General features: G+C 53.8%; 24 protein-coding genes. 2 read left to right on the top strand and 22 right to left on the bottom strand.

Annotated elements, in window-relative coordinates; all coding sequences use genetic code 11:
* The first annotated feature begins 151 nt into the window (after nucleotides 1–151).
* Nucleotides 152–817, top strand: a complete 666-nt coding sequence (gene yieH, locus ACA108_22145; GenBank protein ID XEX95966.1) for a 6-phosphogluconate phosphatase — start codon at nucleotides 152–154, stop codon at nucleotides 815–817.
* Nucleotides 818–876: 59 nt separating this feature from the next.
* Here yieH and phoU read toward each other — a convergent pair whose 3' ends face one another.
* From phoU to asnC, 20 genes are all read right to left on the bottom strand, one after another.
* Nucleotides 877–1,602: a phosphate signaling complex protein PhoU gene (phoU, locus tag ACA108_22140; GenBank protein ID XEX95965.1), complete on the bottom strand. Its 726-nt coding sequence runs from the start codon at nucleotides 1,600–1,602 to the stop codon at nucleotides 877–879.
* Between the two features lie 13 nt (nucleotides 1,603–1,615).
* Nucleotides 1,616–2,389 carry a phosphate ABC transporter ATP-binding protein PstB gene (gene pstB, locus ACA108_22135; GenBank protein ID XEX95964.1) on the bottom strand — a complete coding sequence of 258 codons (774 nt, stop codon included), beginning with the start codon at nucleotides 2,387–2,389 and terminating at the stop codon, nucleotides 1,616–1,618.
* 47 nt (nucleotides 2,390–2,436) lie between these two features.
* Nucleotides 2,437–3,327, bottom strand: a complete 891-nt coding sequence (gene pstA / locus ACA108_22130) for a phosphate ABC transporter permease PstA (protein ID XEX95963.1) — start codon at nucleotides 3,325–3,327, stop codon at nucleotides 2,437–2,439.
* Nucleotides 3,324–4,286 (bottom strand): phosphate ABC transporter permease PstC, encoded by a 963-nt coding sequence (gene pstC, locus ACA108_22125; protein ID XEX95962.1) that lies wholly within the window; start codon nucleotides 4,284–4,286, stop codon nucleotides 3,324–3,326. The genes pstA and pstC overlap by 4 nt, the downstream gene beginning before the upstream one ends.
* Before the next feature lie 64 nt (nucleotides 4,287–4,350).
* Nucleotides 4,351–5,391, bottom strand: coding sequence for a phosphate ABC transporter substrate-binding protein PstS (gene pstS / locus ACA108_22120; GenBank protein XEX95961.1), 1,041 nt, complete (start codon nucleotides 5,389–5,391; stop codon nucleotides 4,351–4,353).
* A 231-nt stretch (nucleotides 5,392–5,622) separates the two neighbouring features.
* Nucleotides 5,623–7,452: a glutamine--fructose-6-phosphate transaminase (isomerizing) gene (glmS, locus tag ACA108_22115; GenBank protein XEX95960.1), complete on the bottom strand. Its 1,830-nt coding sequence runs from the start codon at nucleotides 7,450–7,452 to the stop codon at nucleotides 5,623–5,625.
* A 211-nt stretch (nucleotides 7,453–7,663) separates the two neighbouring features.
* The gene (gene glmU / locus ACA108_22110) at nucleotides 7,664–9,034 is read right to left on the bottom strand and encodes a bifunctional UDP-N-acetylglucosamine diphosphorylase/glucosamine-1-phosphate N-acetyltransferase GlmU (protein XEX95959.1); all 1,371 of its coding nucleotides are present in this window, start codon (nucleotides 9,032–9,034) and stop codon (nucleotides 7,664–7,666) included.
* A gap of 313 nt (nucleotides 9,035–9,347) precedes the next feature.
* Complete coding sequence (locus ACA108_22105) at nucleotides 9,348–9,767, bottom strand: F0F1 ATP synthase subunit epsilon (protein ID XEX95958.1); 420 nt, start codon at nucleotides 9,765–9,767, stop codon at nucleotides 9,348–9,350.
* A 20-nt stretch (nucleotides 9,768–9,787) separates the two neighbouring features.
* Nucleotides 9,788–11,170 carry a F0F1 ATP synthase subunit beta gene (atpD, locus tag ACA108_22100; protein ID XEX95957.1) on the bottom strand — a complete coding sequence of 461 codons (1,383 nt, stop codon included), beginning with the start codon at nucleotides 11,168–11,170 and terminating at the stop codon, nucleotides 9,788–9,790.
* Between the two features lie 28 nt (nucleotides 11,171–11,198).
* Nucleotides 11,199–12,062, bottom strand: coding sequence for a F0F1 ATP synthase subunit gamma (gene atpG / locus ACA108_22095; GenBank protein XEX95956.1), 864 nt, complete (start codon nucleotides 12,060–12,062; stop codon nucleotides 11,199–11,201).
* A 50-nt stretch (nucleotides 12,063–12,112) separates the two neighbouring features.
* Entirely contained in the window at nucleotides 12,113–13,654 is a 1,542-nt protein-coding gene (atpA, locus tag ACA108_22090) for a F0F1 ATP synthase subunit alpha (GenBank protein ID XEX95955.1), read from the bottom strand.
* Nucleotides 13,655–13,666: 12 nt separating this feature from the next.
* Nucleotides 13,667–14,200 carry a F0F1 ATP synthase subunit delta gene (gene atpH, locus ACA108_22085; protein ID XEX95954.1) on the bottom strand — a complete coding sequence of 178 codons (534 nt, stop codon included), beginning with the start codon at nucleotides 14,198–14,200 and terminating at the stop codon, nucleotides 13,667–13,669.
* A gap of 14 nt (nucleotides 14,201–14,214) precedes the next feature.
* Nucleotides 14,215–14,685, bottom strand: a complete 471-nt coding sequence (atpF, locus tag ACA108_22080) for a F0F1 ATP synthase subunit B (protein XEX95953.1) — start codon at nucleotides 14,683–14,685, stop codon at nucleotides 14,215–14,217.
* 61 nt (nucleotides 14,686–14,746) lie between these two features.
* Entirely contained in the window at nucleotides 14,747–14,986 is a 240-nt protein-coding gene (gene atpE / locus ACA108_22075; protein ID XEX95952.1) for a F0F1 ATP synthase subunit C, read from the bottom strand.
* Nucleotides 14,987–15,034: 48 nt separating this feature from the next.
* Nucleotides 15,035–15,853, bottom strand: coding sequence for a F0F1 ATP synthase subunit A (atpB, locus tag ACA108_22070; GenBank protein ID XEX95951.1), 819 nt, complete (start codon nucleotides 15,851–15,853; stop codon nucleotides 15,035–15,037).
* 8 nt (nucleotides 15,854–15,861) lie between these two features.
* Nucleotides 15,862–16,242 (bottom strand): F0F1 ATP synthase subunit I, encoded by a 381-nt coding sequence (gene atpI / locus ACA108_22065; protein XEX95950.1) that lies wholly within the window; start codon nucleotides 16,240–16,242, stop codon nucleotides 15,862–15,864.
* Nucleotides 16,243–16,860: 618 nt separating this feature from the next.
* Nucleotides 16,861–17,484, bottom strand: a complete 624-nt coding sequence (rsmG, locus tag ACA108_22060) for a 16S rRNA (guanine(527)-N(7))-methyltransferase RsmG (protein ID XEX95949.1) — start codon at nucleotides 17,482–17,484, stop codon at nucleotides 16,861–16,863.
* A 58-nt stretch (nucleotides 17,485–17,542) separates the two neighbouring features.
* A complete protein-coding gene (gene mnmG / locus ACA108_22055) occupies nucleotides 17,543–19,432 on the bottom strand; it encodes a tRNA uridine-5-carboxymethylaminomethyl(34) synthesis enzyme MnmG (protein ID XEX95948.1) in 1,890 nt (629 codons plus the stop codon).
* A 369-nt stretch (nucleotides 19,433–19,801) separates the two neighbouring features.
* Nucleotides 19,802–20,251 (bottom strand): FMN-binding protein MioC, encoded by a 450-nt coding sequence (gene mioC, locus ACA108_22050; GenBank protein XEX95947.1) that lies wholly within the window; start codon nucleotides 20,249–20,251, stop codon nucleotides 19,802–19,804.
* Between the two features lie 89 nt (nucleotides 20,252–20,340).
* The gene (gene asnC / locus ACA108_22045; GenBank protein XEX95946.1) at nucleotides 20,341–20,799 is read right to left on the bottom strand and encodes a transcriptional regulator AsnC; all 459 of its coding nucleotides are present in this window, start codon (nucleotides 20,797–20,799) and stop codon (nucleotides 20,341–20,343) included.
* 157 nt (nucleotides 20,800–20,956) lie between these two features.
* On the opposite strand from asnC, the gene asnA reads away from it, so the two are divergent.
* Entirely contained in the window at nucleotides 20,957–21,949 is a 993-nt protein-coding gene (asnA, locus tag ACA108_22040) for an aspartate--ammonia ligase (protein ID XEX95945.1), read from the top strand.
* A gap of 3 nt (nucleotides 21,950–21,952) precedes the next feature.
* Here the strand turns inward: asnA and viaA are convergent, their stop codons facing one another.
* Nucleotides 21,953–23,404: an ATPase RavA stimulator ViaA gene (viaA, locus tag ACA108_22035; protein XEX95944.1), complete on the bottom strand. Its 1,452-nt coding sequence runs from the start codon at nucleotides 23,402–23,404 to the stop codon at nucleotides 21,953–21,955.
* Entirely contained in the window at nucleotides 23,404–24,897 is a 1,494-nt protein-coding gene (gene ravA / locus ACA108_22030) for an ATPase RavA (GenBank protein ID XEX95943.1), read from the bottom strand. The genes viaA and ravA overlap by 1 nt, the downstream gene beginning before the upstream one ends.
* Nucleotides 24,898–25,094: the final 197 nt, after the last annotated feature.

Below are 25,094 nucleotides of genomic sequence, written 5' to 3'. Positions count from 1 at the left end.
AATCCGTCGTTATCCTATACCAAAAAGGCAAAATGTTGATGGTGGAAATGGACTTTTTTTCATTCAGTTTGTTTATACGGCAACGATTGCGTACCGCATTAATTGCGCAAATTGGGTAAGATGGTCCTTCACTTTTTGAAAAGGAAGCGGCATGTCCCGGATAGATGCGGTGTTCTTTGACTGCGACGGCACCCTGGTCGACAGTGAAGTAATTTGCTCCAGAGCCTACGTACATATGTTTGCGCAATACGGCATCGAACTTGCGCTCGAAGAGGTCTTTAAGACGTTCAAGGGCGTGAAGCTCTACGAAATAATCGACACCATAAGCCAGCGGTATGACATAAGCCTGGATAAAACCGAGCTTGAGCCGATTTACCGCGCGGAAGTCGCAAGACTGTTTGATAGCGAACTGCAGGAGATTTCAGGAGCGAAGGCACTCATCGAGCGGGTAAAAGTGCCGATGTGTATCGTTTCCAACGGGCCGGTCAGCAAAATGCAGCACTCGCTGGGCAGAACCGGCATGCTCGACGCTTTCCCGGACAGGCTCTACAGCGGCTACGATATTCAGCGCTGGAAGCCAGACCCGGCGCTAATGTTCCACGCGGCTGATGCAATGGGCGTGGAGGTCAAAAACTGCGTGCTGGTGGACGATTCTATGGCGGGTGCGCAATCGGGCGTTGCGGCAGGCATGGAGGTCTTCTATTTCTGCGCCGATCCGCACAACAAGCCGATCGTTCATCCAAAAGTCACGACATTTACGGATTTGGCACAGCTGCCGGCACTCTGGCATGCCCGGGGCTGGGATATCACCCGATAAAAAAAGCCGGATGGCGCTGACGCTCATCCGGCCTTACATATTTCAGCCGCCGATAAAAATCACTCTTTCGGATCTTTGCCCGCCAGCAGCTTGTCCAGCTCATCGCCGCCCACGTGGCGGAAGTCCTGTCCCTTCACGAAGTAGAAGATGAACTCGCAGATGTTCTGGCAGCGGTCGCCGATACGCTCGATGGAGCGGGCGCAGAACAGCGCGGTGAGCACGCTTGGGATGGTACGCGTATCTTCCATCATGTAGGTCATCAGCTGGCGCACGATGCCTTCATATTCCTGGTCAACTTTCTTGTCTTCGCGGTAGATGCGCACCGCTTCGTCCAGATCCATACGCGCAAACGCGTCCAGCACGTCGTGCAGCATCTGCACCGTGTGGCGACCCAGCGATTCCAGGCTCACCAGCAGCGGCTGATGCTGCTGGGAAAACTTCTCCAGCGCCGTGCGGCAGATTTTGTCCGCCACGTCACCGATGCGTTCCAGCTCGGAGATAGTCTTGATGATCGCCATCACCAGGCGCAGGTCGCTGGCGGTAGGCTGACGCTTGGCGATGATGCGCACGCAGGCTTCATCGATCGCCACTTCCATCATGTTGACCTTCTGGTCGCCTTCGATGACCTGCTTCGCCAGCTCGCTGTCCTGATTGTGCATCGCGGTAATCGCATCGGAGAGCTGCTGTTCCACCAGCCCGCCCATGGTCATCACCTGAGTGCGAATGTATTCCAGCTCAGCGTTAAACTGACCGGAAATGTGTTTGTTGAGATTCAGATTGTCCATTGCGTGCTCCAAATCAACCGTAACGGCCAGTGATGTAGTCTTCAGTCTGCTTTTTCGCAGGCGTGGTGAACAGCGTGTCGGTTTCGCTGAACTCAATCAGCTCGCCCAGGTACATAAACGCCGTGTGGTCGGAGCAACGCGCCGCCTGCTGCATGTTGTGGGTAACGATAACCACGGTGTAATCCTGTTTCAGCTCGGTGATCAGCTCTTCGATACGCCCGGTAGAGATCGGGTCCAGCGCGGAACACGGCTCATCAAGCAGCAGAACATCAGGGCGAATCGCGATACCACGGGCGATGCACAGACGCTGCTGCTGGCCGCCGGAGAGGCTGTAGCCGCTCTGGTGCAGCTTATCTTTGGTTTCGTTCCACAGCGCGGCCTTGGTCAGCGCCCACTGTACGCGCTCGTCCATATCGCTGCGCGACAGCTTCTCGAACAGGCGCACGCCAAAGGCAATATTGTCATAAATCGACATTGGGAACGGCGTTGGCTTCTGGAAGACCATGCCTACCTTCGCACGCAGCAGGGCGATATCCTGGCTGTGGGTCAGAATGTTTTCCCCGTCCAGCAGGATTTCGCCTTCGGCGCGCTGATCCGGATAGAGGGAGTACATTTTGTTAAACGTACGCAGCAGGGTGGATTTACCACAGCCTGACGGCCCAATGAACGCGGTAACCTGGTTCTTTGCGATATCCAGATTGATGTTTTTCAGGGCGTGGAACTTGCCATAAAAGAAATTCAAATCGCGAACCTGAATTTTGCCCGAGGCAGTATCAACCATACTCATCTGTTTCTTTATCTCCGTCCGGCGCCGCCTTTGCCGCGCCGTAAAATTTAACCGTGTTTACTCTTCGAGAAAATCACGCGTGCAAGAATGTTCAGCAACAGCACGCAAAGGGTAATAATCAGTACCCCGGCCCAGGCCAGCTGCTGCCATTCGGCAAACGGGCTCATGGCGAATTTGAATATGGTTACCGGCAGGTTGGCTATCGGCTGCATCATATCTGTGCTCCAGAACTGGTTGGAGAGGGACGTGAACAGCAGCGGCGCGGTTTCACCTGCGATACGCGCAATGGCCAGCAGCACCCCGGTGATAATCCCGGAAACGGAGGCTTTGAGCGTAATAGCAGAAATCATTTTCCATTTTGGCGTGCCCAGCGCGTAGGCCGCTTCACGCAGGCTGTCCGGCACCAGTTTCATCATGTTTTCAGTAGTGCGAATCACAATCGGGATTTGCAGCAGCGCAAGTGCTATCACCCCGGCCCAGCCGGAGAAGTGTTGCATCTTCGCGACCACCACGGTGTAAACGAACAGGCCGACCACGATGGACGGTGCGGAAAGCAGAATATCGTTAATAAAACGGATAACTTCCGCCAGCCATGATTTTCGGCCGTACTCCGCCAGATAAATCCCGGCCAGAATGCCGAGCGGCGTACCGAATACCGTCGCCCACAGAATCAACAGGCCGCTGCCCGCCAGGGCGTTTGCCAGACCGCCACCGGCCGTATTTGGCGGAGGCGTCATTTCGGTAAACAGGGCAATCGACATACCGTCGATGCCGCGGGTCACCGTTGAGAACAGGATCCACACCAGCCAGAACAGACCGAACGCCATGGTGCCCATAGAGAGAGTCAGGGCGATGCGGTTTTTCATGCGGCGCTTAGCCTGCATCTTGCGGCGGGATTCAGCAAGCTTTGCGTCAGATTGCATTTCCATGGTGGTCATGAACGCGTCCCCTCGTTCTTCGCCAGGCGCATGATCATGAACTTAGAGATCGCCAGCACGATAAAGGTAATAACAAACAGGATAAGGCCAAGCTCCATCAGAGCTGCGGTATGCAGGCCGGATTCCGCTTCGGCAAACTCGTTGGCCAGGGCAGAGGTAATGCTGTTGCCCGGCATGTACAGCGAGGCGCTGTCGAGCTGGTAGGTGTTACCGATGATAAAAGTCACCGCCATGGTTTCACCCAGCGCGCGGCCAAGGCCGAGCATCACACCGCCGATCACACCATTTTTGGTGAACGGCAGAACGATTCGCCAGATAACTTCCCAGGTGGTGCAGCCGATGCCGTAGGCCGACTCTTTCATCATCACCGGCGTTTGTTCGAACACATCGCGCATCACGGAGGCGATGTACGGAATAATCATGATGGCCAGGATCACGCCCGCAGCGAGAATACCGATACCGAACGCCGGGCCGGAGAACAGCGCGCCAACAATCGGCACTGAAGAGAGGATATTGCCCACCGGCTCCTGGAAATAAGTCGCAAACAGCGGCGCAAAGATAAACAGGCCCCACATGCCGTACACGATACTCGGGATGGCGGCTAACAGCTCAATGGCGATGCCTAACGGGCGACGCAGCCAGCCCGGGGCCAGCTCGGTCAGAAACAGGGCGATCCCAAAGCTCACCGGCACGGCAATCAGCAGCGCAATGAACGAGGTGACCAGTGTGCCGTAAATCGGCACCAGCGCACCATAGATATCGTTAGGAGCATCCCACTCTTTGGTCCACAGGAACGAGAAGCCAAACTTCTGGATGCTCGGCCATGAGGAGATAATCAGGGAGATGATAATGCCGCCCAGCAGCAATAGCACAATCAGCGCAGCCAGTCTTACCAGCGCGCTGAATACCATATCGCCTTGCTTGCCCGGCGCTTTGAACGTCGGCTTACTTACCGCCATAGCTTACTCTTTATCTGATTAGGTTTACCCGGAGTAAGATAACCTTTACACCGGGTTTTTTCATTTAGTACAGCGCCTTACCGGAGCTGTCTTTCACGTTGGTTTTCCATGCAGCGCGAACCTGCTCAACCACGGCATCCGGCAGGGAAGCGTAATCCAGGTCGTTCGCCTGTTTGGCACCGTCTTTGTATGCCCAGTCGAAGAACTTCAGCACTTCGGCACCCTGCTCAGGATTCTTCTGCTCTTTGTGGATCAGGATGAAGGTGGTGGAGGTGATTGGCCACGCCTCAGCACCTTTCTGGTTAGTCAGATCCTGAGCGAAAGATTTGCTCCAGTCCGCGCCTTTCGCCGCGTTAGCAAAGTTTTCTTCTGAAGGTGCTACCGGCTTACCGTCCGCAGAAACCAGCTTGGTATAGGCGAGGTTGTTCTGCTTAGCATAAGCATACTCAACGTAGCCGATTGAGCCAGGCAGACGCTGCACGAACGCCGCGATGCCGTCGTTGCCTTTACCGCCAAGGCCGGTCGGCCAGTTTACGGTAGAGCCAGCGCCCACCTTAGATTTCCACTCTTCGTTCACTTTCGCCAGGTAGCTGGTGAAAACGAAGGAAGTGCCGGAACCGTCAGCACGGCGCACAACGGCGATGTTCTGCTGCGGCAGTTTCATGCCAGGGTTGAGCTTAGCGATTGCCGCATCATCCCATTTTTTAATTTTGCCGAGGTAGATATCACCCAGCGTTTTACCGTCAAGCACCAGCTCGCCGGATTTCACGCCCGGCAGGTTAACCGCCAGAACAACACCGCCGATCACGGTCGGGAACTGGAACAGGCCTTCCTGCGCCAGCTTGTCATCAGCCAGTGGGGCATCAGAAGCGCCGAAATCCACGGTATTAGCAATAATTTGTTTAACGCCACCGGAGGAGCCAATACCCTGGTAATTCACTTTATTACCCGTTGCTTTATTGTAGGTATCTGCCCATTTGGCATACACCGGCGCAGGGAAGGTTGCACCGGCACCGGTCAGGCTTGCGGCAGCGTTAACGCCGAAAGCGCTCAGGGATAAGGTCGCGGCGACAACAGTTGCGACGGTGGTACGCATAACTTTCATAATGTCTCCTGCAGAGGTGATAAACGTCATTCGTTGTTAAGTCGTTGCAGGGTAGAAAATAGGACAGTTTGGTGACAGATAAATGTACGAATTATGACAGTTTTATGACAGGCAGTTCCGGGCATGACGCTTAAGCGAAATTTGAATTAAAAAGCATTAAAAATCAGTTGGTTTGATAGAAATAAAAAAGCTGCCCGCAGGCAGCTTCTGAAACATCTTTATGACAGTAGATTACTCAACGGTAACCGATTTTGCCAGGTTACGCGGCTGATCCACATCGGTGCCCTTAATCAGCGCAACGTGATAAGACAACAGCTGCAGCGGCACGGTGTAGAAGATTGGGGCAATAACTTCTTCCACGTGTGGCATCTCGATGATGTGCATGTTGTCGCTGCTGGTGAAACCTGCGTCCCGATCGGCGAAGACATATAGCTGGCCGCCGCGGGCGCGCACTTCTTCGATGTTGGACTTCAGTTTTTCCAGCAGTTCGTTGTTTGGTGCCACAACGATGACCGGCATATCCGCATCGATTAACGCCAGCGGGCCGTGCTTAAGTTCGCCCGCCGCGTACGCTTCAGCGTGAATATAAGAGATCTCTTTGAGCTTCAGCGCACCTTCCATGGCGATCGGGTACTGATCGCCACGGCCGAGGAACAGCGCATGATGCTTGTCGGAAAAATCTTCCGCCAGCGCCTCAATGCGTTTGTCCTGGGAGAGCATCTGCTCGATGCGGCTTGGCAGCGCCTGTAAGCCGTGCACGATATCGTGCTCAACCTGCGCGTCAGCGCCCTTCAGGCGGCTCAGCTTAGCCACCAGCATCAGCAGAACGGTTAACTGAGTGGTGAACGCCTTGGTAGAAGCAACGCCAATCTCGGTGCCCGCATTGGTCATCAAAGACAGATCGGATTCCCGCACCAGCGATGAGCCAGGGACGTTACAGACCGCCAGCGATCCCAGATAGCCCAGCTCTTTGGACAGGCGAAGCGCCGCCAGGGTATCCGCCGTTTCACCTGACTGAGAAAGGGTGATCATCAGGCTGTTGCGGCGCACCGCGGATTTGCGATAGCGGAATTCGGAAGCGATCTCTACGTCGCAAGGCACACCGGCCAGGGCTTCAAACCAGTAGCGGGAAACCATGCCGGAGTTATAAGAGGTGCCGCAGGCCACGATCTGGATGTGTTCCACCTGCGACAGCATCTCGTTCGCTTGCGGACCAAGCTCGGTCAAATCCACTTCGCCGTGGCTGATACGGCCGGCCAGGGTATTTTTGATGGCGTTCGGCTGCTCGTAGATCTCTTTTTGCATGTAGTGACGGTAGATGCCTTTGTCACCCGCGTCATACTGCAAATTAGATTCGATGTCCGGGCGATTAACCGCCTCGCCTTTGGTATTGAAAATGTTGACGGAACGACGGGTCACTTCCGCAATATCGCCTTCTTCCAGGAAGATGAAGCGGCGGGTCACCGGCAGCAGCGCCAGCTGATCGGAGGCGATAAAGTTCTCGCCCATGCCGAGACCGATAACCATCGGGCTACCGGAACGGGCAGCCAGCAGTACGCCCGGGTTGCGGGTGTCCATGATAACCGTGCCGTAGGCGCCGCGCAGCTGAGGGATAGCGCGTAATACGGCTTCACGCAGCGTGCCGCCCTGCTCCAGCTCCCAGTGTACTAAGTGAGCAATCACTTCGGTATCGGTCTGGGAAACGAAGGTATACCCGCGCTTCTGCAAAGAGACGCGCAGCGGCTCGTAGTTTTCGATGATGCCGTTGTGAACCACCGCAATATGTTCGGACACATGCGGGTGAGCGTTTACTTCGGAAGGTTCGCCATGAGTCGCCCAGCGGGTGTGTGCGATCCCGGTCCCGCCATGTAGCGCGGTTTCTTCTGCGGCTTCCGCCAGCTTTTGTACTTTTCCCAGACGACGCAGACGGGTCATATGACCCTGCTCGTCGACAACTGCCAGACCCGCGGAGTCATAACCGCGGTATTCCAGACGGCGTAGTCCTTCGAGAAGGATTTCAGCGATATCACGTTGCGCGACCGCGCCAACAATTCCACACATAGTCGTTATTTCCTGATAATGGCGATTTCGCCATGTGTTGTCGCTGACCTGTATTTCCCGATTTACGGGGCCCCGAGCCTTGTAGAGAGTGGGGTTATAGTTTTGGTACTGCTGCGGGGCGGGCTGTTTTCGAGAACAACCTTCACCCCAGTTTTACTCGGTCCTGCATGCAGGGTGGATAAGCGAAGCGCCATCCACCACAGACTGGAAACTACTTCTTCTTCACTGGACGCTGCCAGCCCTGAATATGGGTCTGCTTAACGCGGCTGATGACCAGCTCGTTTTCGGCAACGTTGCGGGTAACCGTGGTTCCAGCACCGATAGTTACGCCGTTCCCCACGGTCACCGGGGCCACCAGCTGTGTGTCGGAACCGACAAACACGTCGTCACCAATAATGGTTTTGTGCTTGTTCGCGCCGTCATAGTTACAGGTGATAGTGCCCGCACCGATATTCACGTTGTCGCCAATATCTGCATCACCTAAATAGCTCAGGTGCCCTGCTTTGGAGCCTTTACCCAGACGCGTTTTTTTCATTTCGACGAAGTTGCCAACGTGCGCCCCTTCAGCCAATTCAGCACCGGGACGCAGGCGCGTGAAAGGACCAATTGTGCAGGCAGCGGCCAGGGTGGCATCTTCAACTACGGTATAAGCGCTGATTTCGCAGTCGTCACCGATAACGCAGTTCTTCAGCACGCAGCCGGTGGCGATTTTTACTCGGTGGCCCAGCGTGACGTTGCCTTCAATAATCACATTAGTATCGATTTCGACATCACGCCCGTGGCTCAGTGAGCCGCGCAGGTCGAAACGCTGCGGGTCACGCAGCATCACGCCCGCCAGCAGCAGCCTGTCAGCCTGCTCGGTCTGATAGACGCGCTCCAGACGAGAGAGCTGCAGGCGGTTGTTCACGCCCTCCACTTCGCTAAGGCGATCGGGATGCACCGCGGTGATTTCACGGCCTTCCTGGTGCGCCAGAGCGATGATATCGGTGATGTAGAACTCGCCCTGGGCGTTGTTGTTATCAAGCTTGCCCAGCCAGCGTTTCATATCCGCACCGTTGGCAATCAAAATGCCGGTGTTGATCTCATTGATTTTGCGCTGCTCATCGGTTGCGTCTTTGTGCTCCACAATCCCGATAACGGTGCCGTTCTCTCGGGCGATACGGCCATAGCCGGTGGGATCTTCCAGCTTCACGGTTAACAGGCCAATGCCGCCCTGCGGTTTTGCTTCACGCAGGCGCTGTAGCGTCTCAACCGAGATCAGCGGCACGTCGCCGTACAGCATCAGGATGTCTTCGTCGTCCGCGAAGAATGGCGCGGCCTGCTGCATGGCGTGGCCGGTACCCAATTGCTCCGCCTGTAAAACCCAGCTCAGGGAACTATCATTAAGGGTCTGCTTCAGCAGATCGCCGCCGTGGCCATAGACCAGATGCACCTGCTGTGCGCCTAAATTTTTAGCCGCATCAATAACATGCTGAACCATTGGTTTACCGGCGAGGGTGTGCAGCACCTTCGGGAGGTCGGAATACATGCGGGTCCCTTTGCCAGCGGCAAGGATAACCACGCTCATCGCACTGTTTGACATACGCGTCCTGACTTAAAATTGTGAGAGAAGTAAAACGATTTCACGTTGAAATTTCTACATATTTTGCAGCAAAAAACTCAACGGTGGAAATTCAGCCGTAAACGAGGTTTTTACCCGCGTGCTGGGCTCAAGTGTAGGCAGTTTCAGGGCAAAAATGTATACCCGATCAACTGAAAGCGGGGCATCTCTTTGGATTCAGGCTTCTTTTCACCTGAGAATAAAGACGGGTTACGGCCTGTGAAGAGGAGGTACCGGAGGCAAAAAAAATACCAGTGAGCAGCACTCACTGGCATTTGTCTTTTCAAGCAGGTAGTTACATCGCTTTTCTGGTCAATTCGATAACGCGTAGTTTCGCGATCGCCTTCGCCAGTTCAGCAGAAGCCTGAGCGTAGTCCACATCACCGTGGGAGCTGTGGATGTGCTCTTCCGCTTTACGTTTCGCTTCCAGGGCTCGCGCTTCGTCGAGATCCTGACCGCGAATAGCGGTATCAGCCAGCACGGTCACCGTACCAGGCTGCACTTCCAACACACCACCGGACAGATAGATGAACTCTTCTTGTCCGTGCTGTTTAACGATGCGGATCATACCAGGCTTAATGGCGGTGAGCAGCGGCGCGTGACCCGGGAAAATACCCAGCTCGCCTTCGCTACCCGTTACCTGGATCTTCTCGACCAGACCGGAGAACATTTGGCTCTCCGCACTGACGACGTCCAGGTGATATGTCATTGCCATGTCACCCTCCGATTAAGGCGTTAAAGTTTTTTAGCTTTCTCAACGGCTTCGTCGATAGTACCAACCATGTAGAACGCCTGCTCTGGCAGATGGTCATATTCGCCGTCCATGATGCCTTTAAAGCCACGGATAGTATCTTTCAGCGATACGAACTTGCCCGGAGAACCGGTAAAGACTTCTGCAACGAAGAACGGCTGAGACAGGAAGCGCTGGATCTTACGCGCACGTGCTACAACCAGTTTATCTTCTTCAGAAAGCTCATCCATACCAAGAATGGCGATGATGTCTTTCAGTTCCTGGTAACGTTGCAGAATAGACTGCACGCCACGCGCGGTGTCGTAGTGTTCCTGACCAACAACCAGCGGATCTAACTGACGGCTGGTGGAATCCAGTGGATCTACCGCAGGGTAGATACCCAGAGACGCGATGTTACGGCTCAGTACCACGGTTGCATCTAAGTGAGCAAAGGTGGTTGCTGGAGACGGGTCAGTCAAGTCATCCGCAGGTACGTATACCGCCTGAACAGAAGTGATAGAGCCCGTTTTGGTGGAGGTAATACGCTCCTGCAAAACACCCATCTCTTCAGCCAGAGTTGGCTGATAACCTACCGCAGATGGCATACGACCCAGCAGTGCAGATACTTCTGTACCGGCCAGGGTATAACGGTAAATGTTATCCACGAACAGCAGAACGTCACGACCTTCGTCACGGAACTTCTCAGCCATGGTCAGGCCGGTCAGCGCTACGCGCAGACGGTTACCTGGTGGCTCGTTCATCTGGCCATACACCAGTGATACTTTGTCCAGAACGTTGGAGTCGGTCATTTCGTGGTAGAAGTCGTTACCCTCACGAGTACGCTCACCCACGCCTGCAAACACGGAGTAACCGGAGTGCTCGATCGCGATGTTACGGATCAGCTCCATCATGTTTACAGTTTTACCTACGCCCGCACCACCGAACAGACCAACTTTACCGCCCTTAGCGAACGGGCAAATCAGGTCCATTACTTTGATGCCGGTTTCCAGCAGATCCTGGGAGCTGGACAGCTCTTCGTAGCTTGGCGCAGGACGGTGAATCGCCCAACGCTCTTCTTCGCCGATATCGCCTTTCATGTCGATAGGCTGGCCCAGGACGTTCATGATACGGCCCAGGGTTGCTTTACCTACCGGCACTTCAATTGGGTGATCGAGGTTAGAAACTTCCAGACCACGACGCAAACCATCAGACGTACCCATGGCGATAGTACGCACTACGCCACCACCTAACTGCTGCTGAACTTCCAGCACCAGACGGTCATTACCATTTGTAACCTCAAGAGCGTCGTACACTTTTGGTACGGCATCCTGAGGGAACTCGACGTCCACCACGGCGCCGATTACCTGGATAATCTTTCCAGTAGCCATCTCGAATCCTCTAAATACGTAAACCTGGTTATACCGCGGACGCGCCACCGACGATTTCGGTGAGCTCCTGAGTAATGCTGGCCTGACGAGCTTTGTTGTATACCAACTGCAGCTCTTTAATCAGGCTGCCGCCATTGTCGGTAGCGGCTTTCATCGCCACCATTCGTGCGGCCTGCTCGCTGGCCAGGTTTTCTACGACGCCCTGATAAACCTGAGATTCCACATAACGACGCAGCAGGGTGTCCAGCAGTGCCTTTGGATCAGGTTCATACAGATAGTCCCAGGATTTCTTTTTCAATTCGCCGTCGTCTGCTGGCGGTAACGGCAGCAGCTGGGTGATTGTTGGAACCTGAGACATTGTGTTAATAAATTTGTTGCTGACAACATACAGCTTGTCCAGACGGCCTTCATCGTAGGCCTGCAACATCACTTTCACCGGGCCAATCAACTCGGACAGGGAAGGGTTATCGCCCATACCGGTCACCTGAGCAACAACATTGCCGCCCACAGAGTTGAAGAAAGAGACACCCTTAGAGCCGATCATCGCGATTTCGCTCTGAACGCCTTTATCGGACCATCCTTTCATGTCAGCCAGCAGCTTTTTGAACAGGTTAATGTTCAAACCACCGCACAGACCACGGTCAGTGGACACCACCAGGTAGCCCACGCGTTTAACTTCGCGTTCATCCAGGTAAGGGTGTTTGTATTCAAGATTACCCAGAGCAAGGTGGCCAATCACTTTACGCATGGTGTCTGCGTAAGGACGGCTGGCTGCCATACGTTCCTGCGATTTACGCATTTTGGACGCGGCGACCATTTCCATTGCTTTGGTAATCTTCTGCGTGTTCTGGACGCTTGCGATCTTACTACGTATCTCTTTTGCGCCGGCCATGAGCTTCTCCTCAATGCCTTGCGGCTTGCCCTAAGACAAGCCGCCAGACTTTACCAGGACTGAGTTGCTTTGAAGGAATCGAGGATGCCTTTCAGCTTGCCTTCGATTTCGTCGTTATAGCCACCAGATTGGTTGATTTCTTGCATCAGCGGAGCATGGTCACGGTCAACGTAAGCCATCAGAGCGGCTTCGAAGCTACCGATTTTGGCCAGTTCCACATCTTCGAGGTAACCGCGTTCAGCAGCGAACAGAACCAGAGACTGATGCGCAACGGACATTGGCGCATACTGTTTCTGCTTCAGAAGCTCGGTCACTTTCTGACCGTGGTTCAGCTGCTTACGGGTCGCATCGTCAAGGTCGGATGCAAACTGAGAGAACGCTGCAAGTTCACGGTACTGTGCCAGCGCGGTACGGATACCACCGGACAGTTTTTTCATGATCTTGGTCTGCGCTGCACCACCAACACGGGATACGGAGATACCCGGGTTAACCGCTGGACGAATACCGGCGTTAAACAGGTTGGATTCCAGGAAGATCTGACCATCGGTAATGGAAATTACGTTGGTCGGAACGAACGCGGAAACGTCACCAGCTTGCGTTTCGATAATTGGCAGCGCGGTCAGTGAACCGGTTTTCCCTTTCACTTCACCTTTGGTGAATGCTTCAACGTAATCGGCGTTAACACGCGCAGCACGTTCCAGCAGACGGGAGTGAAGATAGAAAACGTCGCCCGGATAAGCTTCACGACCTGGTGGACGACGAAGCAGCAGGGAAATCTGACGGTAAGCAACGGCCTGTTTGGACAGATCGTCATAAACGATCAGAGCGTCTTCGCCGCGGTCACGGAAGTATTCACCCATTGCGCAGCCGGAGTACGGTGCCAGGTATTGCAGCGCAGCAGATTCTGATGCGGTTGCAACAACAACGATGGTGTTTGCCAGCGCGCCGTGCTCTTCCAGTTTACGAACCACGTTAGAGATAGTGGACGCTTTCTGGCCGATAGCAACATAGATACATTTGATGCCGGAATCGCGCTGGTTGATGATGGCATCAATGGCCAGTGCGGTTTTACCGGTCTGACGGTCACCGATGACCAGCTCACGCTGACCACGGCCGATTGGAATCATGGCATCAACAGATTTATAGCCAGTCTGTACAGGCTGGTCTACGGACTGACGCTCGATTACGCCCGGAGCGATGGCTTCAACGGCTGAGAAGCCGTCGTGGTCCAGTGGACCTTTACCGTCGATGGGTGCACCCAGGGTGTTCACCACGCGGCCCAGCAGGCCACGACCGACAGGAACTTCAAGAATACGGCCAGTACACTTAACTTTCATGCCTTCGGCAAGGTCAGCGTACGGACCCATTACTACTGCACCTACAGAGTCGCGCTCGAGGTTCAGTGCAATGGCGTAACGGTTACCCGGCAGGGAGATCATCTCACCCTGCATGACATCGGCCAGGCCGTGTACACGGATGATACCGTCACTGACGGATACGATAGTACCTTCGTTGTGAGCTTCGCTCACCACATTGAACTGAGCAATGCGCTGCTTGATCAGTTCGCTGATTTCGGTGGAATTCAGTTGCATGCTCCAGTCCCCTTAAGACTGCAAGACGTCTGCCAGGCGATCAAGACGGGCGCGTACGCTACCATCAATGACCATATCACCCGCTCGGATGATGACACCTGCCATTACAGACTTGTCAATTTTGCAATTCAGCTTCACTTTGCGTGACAGACGTTTTTCCATCGCGGCGCTGATTTTCGAAAGCTGGGTTTCATTCAGTGCGTTTGCGGAAGTCACTTCGACTTCAACGGTAGCCTCCTGGGCTGCGCGCAACTGAACAAACTGCTCAAGAACATCAGGAAGAACCTTCAGACGCCCGTTCTCAGCCATCACCTTAATCAGGTTCTGGCCGTTAGCGTCGAGTTGGTCACCACAGATGGCGATAAACGACTCAGAGAGAGTTTCCGGCGCCAGTGCACCAGAAAGAAGCTCTGCGATTTGTTCGTTTTCAGACACTTCGGCGGCAAAAGCCAGCATTTGCTGCCAGCTCTCTACGCTTTGGTGTTCAACGGCAAAGTCAAAAGCTGCTTTGGCGTAGGGGCGAGCTACAGTTACAAATTCAGACATCAGCCCCTCCCTCCTTACAGTTCAGCGACCAGTTTATCAACGATGTCGCTGTTAGCAGCTTCATCCACGGAACGTTCAATGATCTTCTCAGCGCCGGCAATTGCCAGCAGAGCGACTTGCTTACGCAGTTCTTCGCGAGCGCGCTTACGCTCTGCGTCGATTTCTGCCTGGGCCTGTGCCACGATTTTGTTACGTTCCTGCTCTGCCTCGGTTTTCGCTTCTTCGACGATCTGAGCGCGGCGTTTGTTCGCCTGCTCGATGATCACCTGAGCTTCCGCTTTGGCTTTTTTCAGCTGGTCGGTCGCGTTGGCCTGTGCAAGGTCAAGGTCCTTTTTGGCACGTTCTGCAGAAGAGAGACCGTCAGCAATTTCTTTTTGACGCTTCTCGATGGCAGCCATTAATGGCGGCCATACATACTTCATGCAGAACAGAACAAACAGGACAAACGCGATGGCCTGGCCGAGGATTGTTGCGTTAAGATTCACAGCACAATGCCTCTTTGTTAGTTAACGTTCTGATATTGCTTGGTATCTTAAGCAACGCTCACTACGCGACGGCGAACATCACGTACAGACCCAGACCAACAGCGATCATTGGGATTGCATCCACCAGACCCATTACGATAAAGAACTGAGTACGCAGCAGAGGGATCAGATCCGGTTGACGCGCTGCGCCTTCCAGGAATTTACCTCCGAGGATGCCGATACCGATCGCAGCACCGATTGCCGCAAGACCCATCATAATAGCGGCAGCCATGTACAGCAGATCCATATTCAGGTTTTCCATGACAGTCTCCAGTTTGTTTCAGTTAAAACGCAGTAGTGGTAAGTAAAATCAATGCTCTTCAGACGCCATCGACAGATAGACGATCGTCAGAACCATGAAGATGAAGGCTTGCAGCGTAATGATCAGGATGTGGAAAATGGCCCATGGCACATTCAGAATCCACTGTGACCACCACGGCAACAGTCCAGCAATCAGAATGAAAATCAGCTCACCGGCATACATATTGCCGAACAGTCGCAGACCCAGTGACACAGGCTTAGACAGCAGGCTTACCCCTTCAAGGATTAAGTTGACAGGAATAAATGCCCAGTGATTGAACGGCTGCAGCGTCAGCTCTTTCGTGAAGCCGCCAATGCCTTTCATTTTGATGCTGTAGAAGAGAATCAGGATAAACACGCCGAGCGCCATGGAGAGGGTGATGTTCACGTCCGCAGACGGTACCACGCGCAGGGCTGGCAGGCCGAAGATGTGCTCGCCGATGTACGGCAGCAGATCGATTGGCAACAGGTCCATCAGGTTCATCAGGAATACCCAGACGAAAATCGTCAGGGCCAGTGGCGCGATGACTTTGCTTTTGCCATGGTACATGTCTTTCACGCTGCCATGCACAAAGCCAATAATCAGCTCAACTGCTGTCTGAAATTTACCCGGTACGCCGCTGGTTGCGGTTTTCGCAACTCGACGGAAGATAACCAGGAACAAGAGACCCAGGACCACTGAGAAGAACATGGAGTCAATATTGAGCGTCCAGAAGGTGGCCGGGGGGTTATGCGGATCCACCAGCGAGAAAGTACGCAGGTCCAGCTGAAGGTTATTCAGATGGTGGCCTATATACTCCTGCGGTGTAGAGATTTCTCCTGCAGACATGATGCCTCTTACCCTTTGTTGTTAATTACAGCTGGTGCGAGTATCTGCACAACCAGCACCGATAACCAGGTCACTATCAGCGGCAAAACTACCGCCTTAAAGCCTACCAGCGCCATCAGCAGAATGCTAAAACTCGCAGCCACCTTTAACACTTCGCCGATGGCAAATGTCCAGGCCATACGGCCTTTAGCGGGTGTATGCGCCTGATGACGCCAGGCAAATATCATAAATACTACGTTTGGCAACCAGGCTGCCAGACCTCCGCTAATCGCAGAAGCGCCCCAGAAGGGGTCTTTCAGGCAGAACAACAATCCGATTGTTATCACTGCTAAAAACTGGAGGAGCAGTAGCTTGCGGGCTACGTTTCGACTCAAGAGCGACACCGACATAACGTATTCTTCTCCTGCTCCTTAAGAGGTATGCCGCGTGTCGTATAAAACTGCCTTTGCGACTTTGAGTCAAGCCTCAAAAAGCGAGCAAATTATACGGTGCTACCCCGTGATTTCAAACATTAAGTAGCAAAAAGGTGAACAAATGTTTAAATAATTTTCTACAGACTTATTTTTCAACTTTTGATGAAAGCCGATGCTTTTTTTGAAAACTGCAAATCAGCTGAAATAGCACGCAATAAAGCGTGTTCACGATCACAGTTCAAACATCTCACATCCTTGCTCCCTTTGTCTGGGTCATAAAGTGCTAACCCCATGTGACTGATTAGTATGCTGATTAATGGATACTCTTTTGAAAACGACGCGTAACACCAAAAAAACACTTCATTGACATTTACGAGAAACAATTAACAACTTCTGATTCCGTTCGGACGCAGTATTTTTAGCAGGGTTATATTTTCAATGTTGACTATTTCCATGAAAACTAAATGAACAGCAGTTAAAAATCATCGGATTGATTGTTAACAATTGGTTAAATGTAACTTTTCATTTCATTATTAACGCCCGCTGATTTTAACCTGCTTGAAACACTGCTTTTTTCACATTTTTTGATAAATATTAATTTTTGTTTGCCTTAATAACCACCAAATGGCGTTCGCCATCCAGCTTCGGCACCTGCAAACGAACAATTTCTTCCACGCGGAATGCTTCGGGCAGCGAAGCGATTTCATCATCAGGACGTAAGCCTTTGAGCGCGTAGAACTTGCCATCCGGCCCCGACAGGTGGTGACACCAGCTCACCATGTCGGTCAGCGATGCAAACGCCCGGCTGATTACGCCGTCAAACGGCGGCTCTGCGGGGAACGCTTCCACGCGGCTCTGAACCGGCGTGACATTCTCCAGATGCAGTTCATGCTGAACCTGGCGCAAAAAGCGCACGCGCTTGCCTAAGCTGTCTAGCAGGGTGAAATGCGAATCAGGACGCACAATGGCCAACGGTATGCCCGGCAGGCCAGGTCCAGTACCGACATCGATAAAACGGGTTCCCTGCAGATGCGGCTCAACGACAATGCTGTCGAGGATGTGGCGCACCAGCATTTCGTCAGGATCGCGAACCGACGTCAGATTATACGCCTTATTCCACTTATGCAGCAGTTCAACGTAGCCCACCAGCTGTTGTTTCTGGCTTTCAGGAAGCGTGATGCCTGCGCTATCCAGCAGGTGATTCAGTTTGTTTAGCACGGTTATCAGTACCCATTAAAAAAGAGGCCAGGATAACCTGGCCCGGATCAATACGTTATCAGGCGCTGCGGCGCAGTAGTCCCTGTTTTTTTAGCCAGATGAGCAAAATGGAGATCGCCGCCGGGGTGATCCCCGAAATACGCGATGCCTGACCGATCGAGACAGGTTTGTGATCGTTTAGCTTGGCGATCACTTCGTTAGACAGCCCGTTGACCTGGCTGTAATCCAGCGTAGCGGGCAGCACGGTATTTTCGTTACGCAGCTGCTTGTCGATCTCTTCTTGCTGGCGGGCGATATACCCTTCGTACTTAACCTGGATCTCGACCTGCTCGGCAGACTGCGGATCGGCCAGACCCGGCGCAAATGCGGACAGCTCCATCATGCTGGCATAGGTCATTTCCGGGCGGCGCAGTAAATCTTCGCCGTTTGCCTCGCGGGAGAGCGGTGCGCTGAGCTTCGCGTTAACTTCTTCGACCTGTGCTGAGTGCGGATGCAGCCAGATGTCTTTCAGGCGCTGACGCTCTTGCTCAATGCTCTCAAGCTTCTCGTTGAAGCGTGCCCAGCGTTCGTCGTCTACCAGTCCCATCTCACGGCCTGCGGCGGTTAAGCGCAGATCGGCATTGTCTTCACGCAGCATCAGGCGGTATTCGGCACGAGAGGTGAACATGCGGTACGGTTCTTTGGTTCCCAGGGTGCAGAGATCGTCAACCAGAACGCCCAGATAGGCCTGATCGCGACGCGGTGCCCAGCCTTCTTTTTCGGCGGAGTAGCGTCCTGCATTAAGGCCTGCCAGTAGCCCCTGTGCTGCCGCTTCTTCGTATCCGGTGGTGCCGTTGATTTGTCCGGCAAAGAACAGCCCCTGGATGTATTTGCTTTCCAGAGTCGGTTTCAGATCGCGAGGATCGAAGAAGTCGTACTCAATGGCATAGCCAGGGCGAACGATCTTCGCGTTTTCCATCCCCTGCATTGAGCGGACGATCTGCATCTGGACGTCAAACGGCAGGCTGGTGGAGATACCGTTCGGGTAAACTTCGTTGCTGGTAAGTCCTTCTGGCTCAAGGAAGATTTGATGCTGGTTGCGGTCGGCAAAGCGCATCACTTTGTCTTCGATGGACGGGCAGTAGCGTGGGCCAATACCCTCGATCACGCCTGCATACATCGGACTGCGGTCGAGGTTATTACGAATAACGTCGTGCGTTTTTTCGTTGGTATACGTGATGTAGCACGGTACCTGCGCAGGATGCTGGCTCACGTTCCCCATGAACGAGAAGACCGGCATGGGGTTATCCCCGTGCTGCTGGGCAAGTACGCTGAAATCGATAGTTCGGGCATCAATGCGCGGTGGCGTACCTGTCTTCAGGCGGTTTACGCGCAGAGGGAGTTCACGCAGACGGCGTGAAAGCGAAATGGACGGCGGATCGCCGGCACGGCCACCGCTGTAGTTATCCAGTCCGATATGAATTTTTCCATCAAGGAAAGTCCCGACGGTCAGCACGACGGATTTAGCGCGGAATTTAAGTCCCATCTGGGTTACCGCACCCACCACACGATCGTTTTCGACAATCAGATCTTCAACCGCCTGCTGGAAGATCATCAGGTTTGGCTGGTTCTCCAGTGCGGTTCTTACAGCCTGGCGATACAGTACGCGGTCAGCCTGAGCTCGAGTGGCTCGTACGGCCGGGCCTTTGCTGGCGTTTAGTATTCTAAACTGTATGCCAGCATGATCGATCGCCTTCGCCATCAGTCCGCCCAGCGCGTCCACTTCTTTAACCAGATGTCCCTTGCCAATACCGCCGATCGCCGGGTTACAGGACATCTGTCCCAGCGTGTCGATATTGTGTGTCAGAAGTAGGGTCTGTTGACCCATTCGGGCTGCGGCCATAGCGGCCTCGGTGCCTGCATGACCCCCGCCAATGATGATGACGTCAAAAGGATCTGGATAAAACATGGTGACTGCCTCGTGGTTAAACGGGAGGGTGACTGATTCCCGGGATGGCGATTCTACTCAACTTTAGCCGATGGAGAAAGTGCCGGGATCCTCGGTAATTAAAAGAAGATCTTTTTTATTTAAAGATCTCTTTATTATGATCTCTTATTAGGATCGCCATGTTCTGTGGATAAGCCTTTTTTCAATAAAGAGATCAAATGATTAAGATAGATCGTTTGCTGTGAATGATCGGTGATCCCACACCGTATAAGCTGGGATCAAAAGCGAGGGTTATGCACAACTCAAAAAGTGAACAGCCGTTGTTATTGGGATAACTACCGGTTACTACGAGCTTTTAAGCATAGTTATACACAGAAGAAAGGACGATCTTTACAAATCCTGGAGTAAATTCTTCCAGGATCCGACCCAAACCTCAGCCGGATCTTCAGGAATATCGTGATCGAGGATGTTCACCTTCAGCAAAGATCCTACTCTTTTTGCTCCGCAGCCGATCAGCAGGGCATCGATTTTCTCGATGGCACCGCAAAACGTATCGTATTCGCGGCTGCCGATCCCTACTGCACCGTAGCGTACGTTGCTCAGATCCGGATTTTCTTCCTTTATTGCATCATAAAGAGGTTGCAGGTTATCCGGCAGATCGCCTGCGCCATGCGTAGAGGAAACAATCAGCCAGACACCGCTGGTTTGCAGATCCTCAAGCAGTGGTCCATGGAGGGTTTCCGTCGAGAAACCGGCCTCTTCCAGCTTCTCAGCCAGATGTTCAGCTACGTATTCGGCACTGCCAAGTGTGCTGCCACTGATCAGGGTAATGTCTGCCATTGCTATCCGCCTCTTTAAAACGTTTTGCATTGTACGCTGTGTAAGGCCTGCGATCTACCTGTGGATAATATGGGTATTACATTTAGCTATCAGGGCTTGATCGTCCGCATAATCGGGTTCTGCAGGGAGATCAGAGTTTCGGTGGACTGAATTTCATCGATTGTTTGGATCTTGTTGATAAGTACCTGCTGCAGGGCGTCGATGGATCGGCACATCACTTTAATAAAGATGCTGTAGTGGCCGGTGGTGTAGTAGGCCTCGGTCACCTCTTCCAGGCTTTCGAGTCTTGCCAGCGCGGAAGGGTAATCTTTAGCGCTCTTCAGGATAATGCCGATAAAGCAGCAGACGTCGTAGCCGAGCTGTTTCGGGCTGATGTCGATACGTGCACCGGTGATAATCCCGGCCTGCTTCATCTTCTCTACGCGGACGTGAATGGTGCCGGGACTTACCCCGAACTGCTTGGCCAGTTCGGCATACGCGGTACGCGCATTTGCCATTAACGCCTCGAGGATGCCGCGATCCAGATTATCGATCTGATAATTATCCATCAGTTTTTCCTATGATTAATGTCGATTGTTTATTTTTAACCCCCTTATTTTAATCAATTAAAATGGCTAACGCCTTTTTTATTGTTGATTATTGAATGTTGGGTGCTTTCTGTTGCTTAATCGCTGTTACTGAAACAACACAACAAAGAGAAAAACCATGAAAACGGCCTACATCGCTAAGCAACGCCAGATCAGTTTTGTGAAATCTCATTTCTCTCGTCAGCTGGAAGAAAAGCTTGGTCTGATTGAAGTCCAGGCTCCGATTCTTAGCCGCGTGGGTGATGGCACACAGGACAATCTCTCTGGCTGCGAAAAAGCGGTACAGGTGAAGGTGAAGACCTTGCCTGAGGCGCAGTTTGAAGTGGTGCATTCGCTGGCCAAATGGAAAAGAAAAACGCTCGGCCAGCACGACTTCAGCGCGGGCGAAGGGCTTTACACGCACATGAAAGCCCTTCGCCCCGATGAAGACCGCCTCACGCCAATCCACTCGGTCTATGTCGATCAGTGGGACTGGGAGCGCGTGATGGGCGACGGTGAACGTCATCTGGGTACGCTTAAGCAGACCGTAGAAAGCATCTGGGCCGCCATGAAGGCCACGGAAGCCGCGGTTAGCGAGCAATACGGCCTGACGGCGTTCCTGCCGGAACAAATTCACTTCGTCCACAGTGAAGAGCTCCAGCTGCGCTTCCCGGAGCTGGATGCCAAAGGCCGTGAGCGCGCCATCGCAAAAGAGAAAGGCGCGGTGTTCCTGATTGGTATCGGCGGCAAGCTGGGAGACGGCAAACGTCACGACGTACGCGCCCCGGATTATGATGACTGGTCAACCCGCAGCGATGCCGGTTTTGCTGGTCTGAACGGTGACATTCTGGTGTGGAACCCGGTGCTGGAAGACGCCTTCGAGCTCTCTTCAATGGGGATCCGTGTGGATGCTGAAACGCTGAAGCGCCAGCTGGCGGTAACCGGAGATGAAGATCGCTTAGCGCTGGAGTGGCACCAGTCGCTGCTGAAAGGTGAAATGCCGCAGACCATCGGCGGCGGTATCGGGCTGTCCCGCCTGACCATGCTTTTATTACAGCAGCCGCATATCGGTCAGGTGCAGTGCGGCGTGTGGCCTGTCGAAGTGCAGAGCAAAGTAGACGCTCTGCTGTAAGCCTTAGCGCTGCCAGCGTCTCAGCAGGCGGCTTCGCATCCCGGTATCAAAGCGCCAGATATGATCGAATATGCGCATGATGCCGGGCTTGCCGTGTCCTGACATCGCCACCGCGTGAAACCTGTGCTGGTGGGCCTGCTGTAACCCCTTCACCTTAGTGACCAGCTCGTCCGGCAGCCGCTGGGCGATAAAGTCAGAGATCACTACCGCGTCGGCGTCAAACCATTCGCTGCCCTGCATTTTCTCAACAATCGAACGAAAACAGCTGGCCAGATCCGTGCCGCCACGGAAGCGCTGGCTGAGGAAGCGGATTGCCTGCTCGATGCCGTCCGGGCCGCAGACTTCATAGCGCACTACTTCGCTTGAAAACAGCATGATAAAACAGCGGCGGTTGTCAGCCAGCGCAACGCGCATCAGCGCCAGACAGAACGCCTTCGCACACTGCTCATTAAAGCCGCCCATCGAGCCGGAAGTATCTACGCAGACAATAAACGGCCCGCGCGGCTGTTCGTCAAAATCCTGATGCACGACAGGACGTTCCACCAGTTTCTCACGCCAGGCATCGCCGTGCAGGCGATAGGTGAGCAGCTGCTTCTCCACCAGCCGCCGGTAAAATTCGAACTCCAGTTCGGTAATGCCGAGCGTGGCGAGCTCCGGGGGTAACAGACGAAGAATGTCGTCACTGCGATGTAGCCCGTCGACCTGCTCCGGCACCGTTGCGGGTTCCCGGACCATCATGCGCCACTTTTCTGAAGGGGCGTCTTTTCTCGGAACTGATTTCGCCTCTTTCGAACGCCCAAGCTGTTCTGCAAGCTTAAGCAGTTCGGGCTGGCCTGCCAGAAACTCCCCGTACTGCACGATGAGCTGATAGTCACCGTGCGTCAGCGTTCCGGCGCTCATATCCCACAGCCGTCCGGCGGCGTTGTCGTTCTCCGATAGCACCGGGGCCAGCTGCCCGCTCATCGCCAGCCGCGCCTGAACTTCTGCCACCAACGCGTCACGCTCTTCCTCCAGCAACTGCTGGTTTAACGAAGTCGCCTGCACAACCAGGCTAAGCCTCCAGCGTTGCAGAAAGAGAGTGTGCTGGGCTGGAGTAAAATGAGGATGTTCCGCCACCAGTGCCTGCGCCTGGCCATAAAAAGGCGACTCAAGGCTCTTCAGCTGCGCCAGAAACTCCATTAGCCTGGCATTGAGCTGGCTGGTGGTCAGCACCTGCGCTTGCTGAAAGCTGGCTACTTCATCGGCAAGCTCTGGCGGGACGTTAGCGTCATGTATTCTGGCCCTGAGCAGCTCCCGCCAGCGAGGAATATCCTTCGTCATGGCGTTTTTCAGCCGGGGGAATTTCTCAAAGAAGACGGCCAGCTGCGGCGCAGCCAGCAGGCCCAGAATGATCTCCTCAATAAGTTCGGCTTCGCTTATCGCCAGAATAATATCGAGGGTTTCTAGGCTGAGCATTACTGGCGAGCCTGTTTAATCTGCGCGGCGACGTCCTGCAGGCTTGCTTCGATCTTCGCCAGCCAGTCGCTGTGGATAAACAGGCATTTTTGCTGATCGTTAAAGCGTTCGTGCTGCTGGTGGAGGGTGGCCTCCAGATCGTCAAACTGCTTTTTGATTTCGTCCGGCACGCCCTGCTGTTGTTTGCCCGGCATCACCAGGCGAGTGCCCTGCAGGCTGACATCCCGGATAATCAGATGCTGCGTACTGTCCACTTCCATATTCAGCGACTGAGCGAAACCGATGCCGTTAAGTTTGCCGCGTATCTCTCCGCCTTTATCCAGCCAGTGCTCAAGCGCCTCGCGGGTAATGGCGACGTGGATAACTTCGATATCGTGCAGTCTCAGCGGCTGCTGCAGCAGCAGCGTCAGCGTTTCACCGGCCAGTGATTCCGGCAGCTCGTAGTGCGGACGACGGCTGAACATCCCGCCCTGTTTATTGACGGTTATCGCCTCGCGGTCGCTGTGCTGCTGCTGAAGCTGAATGCGGCGCTGCACGATTGCGCCCAGCTTGCCGATCATTGCATGCTGCTGCCAGGCCTGCCCGGTCATCAATATTTCGAGCTGCTGCTGCATCAGGTTCATGGCGGCGGTATCGTGCCACAGGCAGTCTTTTAACAGGATAAGGTCGATAGGGGCGACGGCGGAACGCCCGCTGAAAAAGGCGCTGGCCTGCAACAAACGGATAGCTTTTTTCCAGCGGCGGTCGGAAACGTAAGGCGCGCCGGAAATCTCATCGAGCTGCTGGCGCAGGCTGAAGATCAGTTCGAAGACATGATCGGGCAGCTGAACGCCGCCAATCTCTTTCTGCCAGCTGAAATATTCTTCGTCGGTAACCTGCAGGCTCTCGGCCACCGGATTATCGTTTTCATCATGCTGGCTGGTGAGCATCGAGCGGAAATTGCCTTTTTCCTGTACTTTATCGAGCCACAGGCGGATCAGCATACGGTCGTACAGGGCTTCCAGGCTGCTGTCCGCTTCCGGAAGCTCGTTGGAGGCCGCTACCAGCAGACGCATGGGGATTTTCTCTTCGCTGGCACCGTTGCGGAACCGCCGTTCGTTTATCGCGGTAAGCAGGGTATTCAGAATCGCCGGGCCAGCCTTCCAGATTTCATCCAGAAACACGATTTCAGCTTCCGGCAAATAGCCTGCAGTGAGGCGTTCATAACGTCCCTCATCTTTCAGCGCCTGAATGGACAGCGGCCCGAAGACTTCCTCCGGCGTAGAGAAACGCGTCATCAGATACTCAAACGCGCGGGCATGCTTAAAAGCAAACTTCATACGGCGGGCAATCAGGCTTTTGGCGATACCAGGCGGCCCCAGCAGAAAAACGCTTTCGCCGCTCAGCGCCGCGAGCAGGCAAAGGCGGATGGCATGCTGGCGCTCAAACAACCCTTTCTCCAGCGCCTGGCTAAGCCTGGAAATTCTTTCAGCCAATAAATGTGATTGAGCCATAATTACGTTTGGATCCTTACGCGGTCATCGCTATGCGGGTAGGCGAGTATATCGTTTCTGGATAATCTCGTTAATGGGTTGATGAGCGGCTCTTTTTTCGCTGACCTGAGATAAGCCAATTGCATTTAGGGGTACGATTTCCTTGATTATCGTGCATACTGTGCGCCTTTTTGTGGGCCAAGGGACTAAGCACACGT

The sequence above is a fragment of the Dryocola sp. LX212 genome (assembly GCA_041504365.1).
Lineage (GTDB): Bacteria > Pseudomonadota > Gammaproteobacteria > Enterobacterales > Enterobacteriaceae > Dryocola.
Note: the sequence above shows the minus strand (reverse complement) of the source record. Positions and strands in the feature narration are given on the sequence as shown.

What these genes read in the sequence shown, in the direction of transcription:
- yieH (XEX95966.1), top strand. Translation starts at nt 152, where the DNA reads ATGTCCCGGATAGATGCGGTGTTCTTTGACTGCGACGGCACCCTGGTC.
- phoU (XEX95965.1), bottom strand. Translation starts at nt 1,602, where the DNA reads ATGGACAATCTGAATCTCAACAAACACATTTCCGGTCAGTTTAACGCT.
- pstB (XEX95964.1), bottom strand. Translation starts at nt 2,389, where the DNA reads ATGAGTATGGTTGATACTGCCTCGGGCAAAATTCAGGTTCGCGATTTG.
- pstA (XEX95963.1), bottom strand. Translation starts at nt 3,327, where the DNA reads ATGACCACCATGGAAATGCAATCTGACGCAAAGCTTGCTGAATCCCGC.
- pstC (XEX95962.1), bottom strand. Translation starts at nt 4,286, where the DNA reads ATGGCGGTAAGTAAGCCGACGTTCAAAGCGCCGGGCAAGCAAGGCGAT.
- pstS (XEX95961.1), bottom strand. Translation starts at nt 5,391, where the DNA reads ATGAAAGTTATGCGTACCACCGTCGCAACTGTTGTCGCCGCGACCTTA.
- glmS (XEX95960.1), bottom strand. Translation starts at nt 7,452, where the DNA reads ATGTGTGGAATTGTTGGCGCGGTCGCGCAACGTGATATCGCTGAAATC.
- glmU (XEX95959.1), bottom strand. Translation starts at nt 9,034, where the DNA reads ATGTCAAACAGTGCGATGAGCGTGGTTATCCTTGCCGCTGGCAAAGGG.
- ACA108_22105 (XEX95958.1), bottom strand. Translation starts at nt 9,767, where the DNA reads ATGGCAATGACATATCACCTGGACGTCGTCAGTGCGGAGAGCCAAATG.
- atpD (XEX95957.1), bottom strand. Translation starts at nt 11,170, where the DNA reads ATGGCTACTGGAAAGATTATCCAGGTAATCGGCGCCGTGGTGGACGTC.
- atpG (XEX95956.1), bottom strand. Translation starts at nt 12,062, where the DNA reads ATGGCCGGCGCAAAAGAGATACGTAGTAAGATCGCAAGCGTCCAGAAC.
- atpA (XEX95955.1), bottom strand. Translation starts at nt 13,654, where the DNA reads ATGCAACTGAATTCCACCGAAATCAGCGAACTGATCAAGCAGCGCATT.
- atpH (XEX95954.1), bottom strand. Translation starts at nt 14,200, where the DNA reads ATGTCTGAATTTGTAACTGTAGCTCGCCCCTACGCCAAAGCAGCTTTT.
- atpE (XEX95952.1), bottom strand. Translation starts at nt 14,986, where the DNA reads ATGGAAAACCTGAATATGGATCTGCTGTACATGGCTGCCGCTATTATG.
- atpB (XEX95951.1), bottom strand. Translation starts at nt 15,853, where the DNA reads ATGTCTGCAGGAGAAATCTCTACACCGCAGGAGTATATAGGCCACCAT.
- atpI (XEX95950.1), bottom strand. Translation starts at nt 16,242, where the DNA reads ATGTCGGTGTCGCTCTTGAGTCGAAACGTAGCCCGCAAGCTACTGCTC.
- mnmG (XEX95948.1), bottom strand. Translation starts at nt 19,432, where the DNA reads ATGTTTTATCCAGATCCTTTTGACGTCATCATCATTGGCGGGGGTCAT.
- mioC (XEX95947.1), bottom strand. Translation starts at nt 20,251, where the DNA reads ATGGCAGACATTACCCTGATCAGTGGCAGCACACTTGGCAGTGCCGAA.
- asnC (XEX95946.1), bottom strand. Translation starts at nt 20,799, where the DNA reads ATGGATAATTATCAGATCGATAATCTGGATCGCGGCATCCTCGAGGCG.
- asnA (XEX95945.1), top strand. Translation starts at nt 20,957, where the DNA reads ATGAAAACGGCCTACATCGCTAAGCAACGCCAGATCAGTTTTGTGAAA.
- viaA (XEX95944.1), bottom strand. Translation starts at nt 23,404, where the DNA reads ATGCTCAGCCTAGAAACCCTCGATATTATTCTGGCGATAAGCGAAGCC.
- ravA (XEX95943.1), bottom strand. Translation starts at nt 24,897, where the DNA reads ATGGCTCAATCACATTTATTGGCTGAAAGAATTTCCAGGCTTAGCCAG.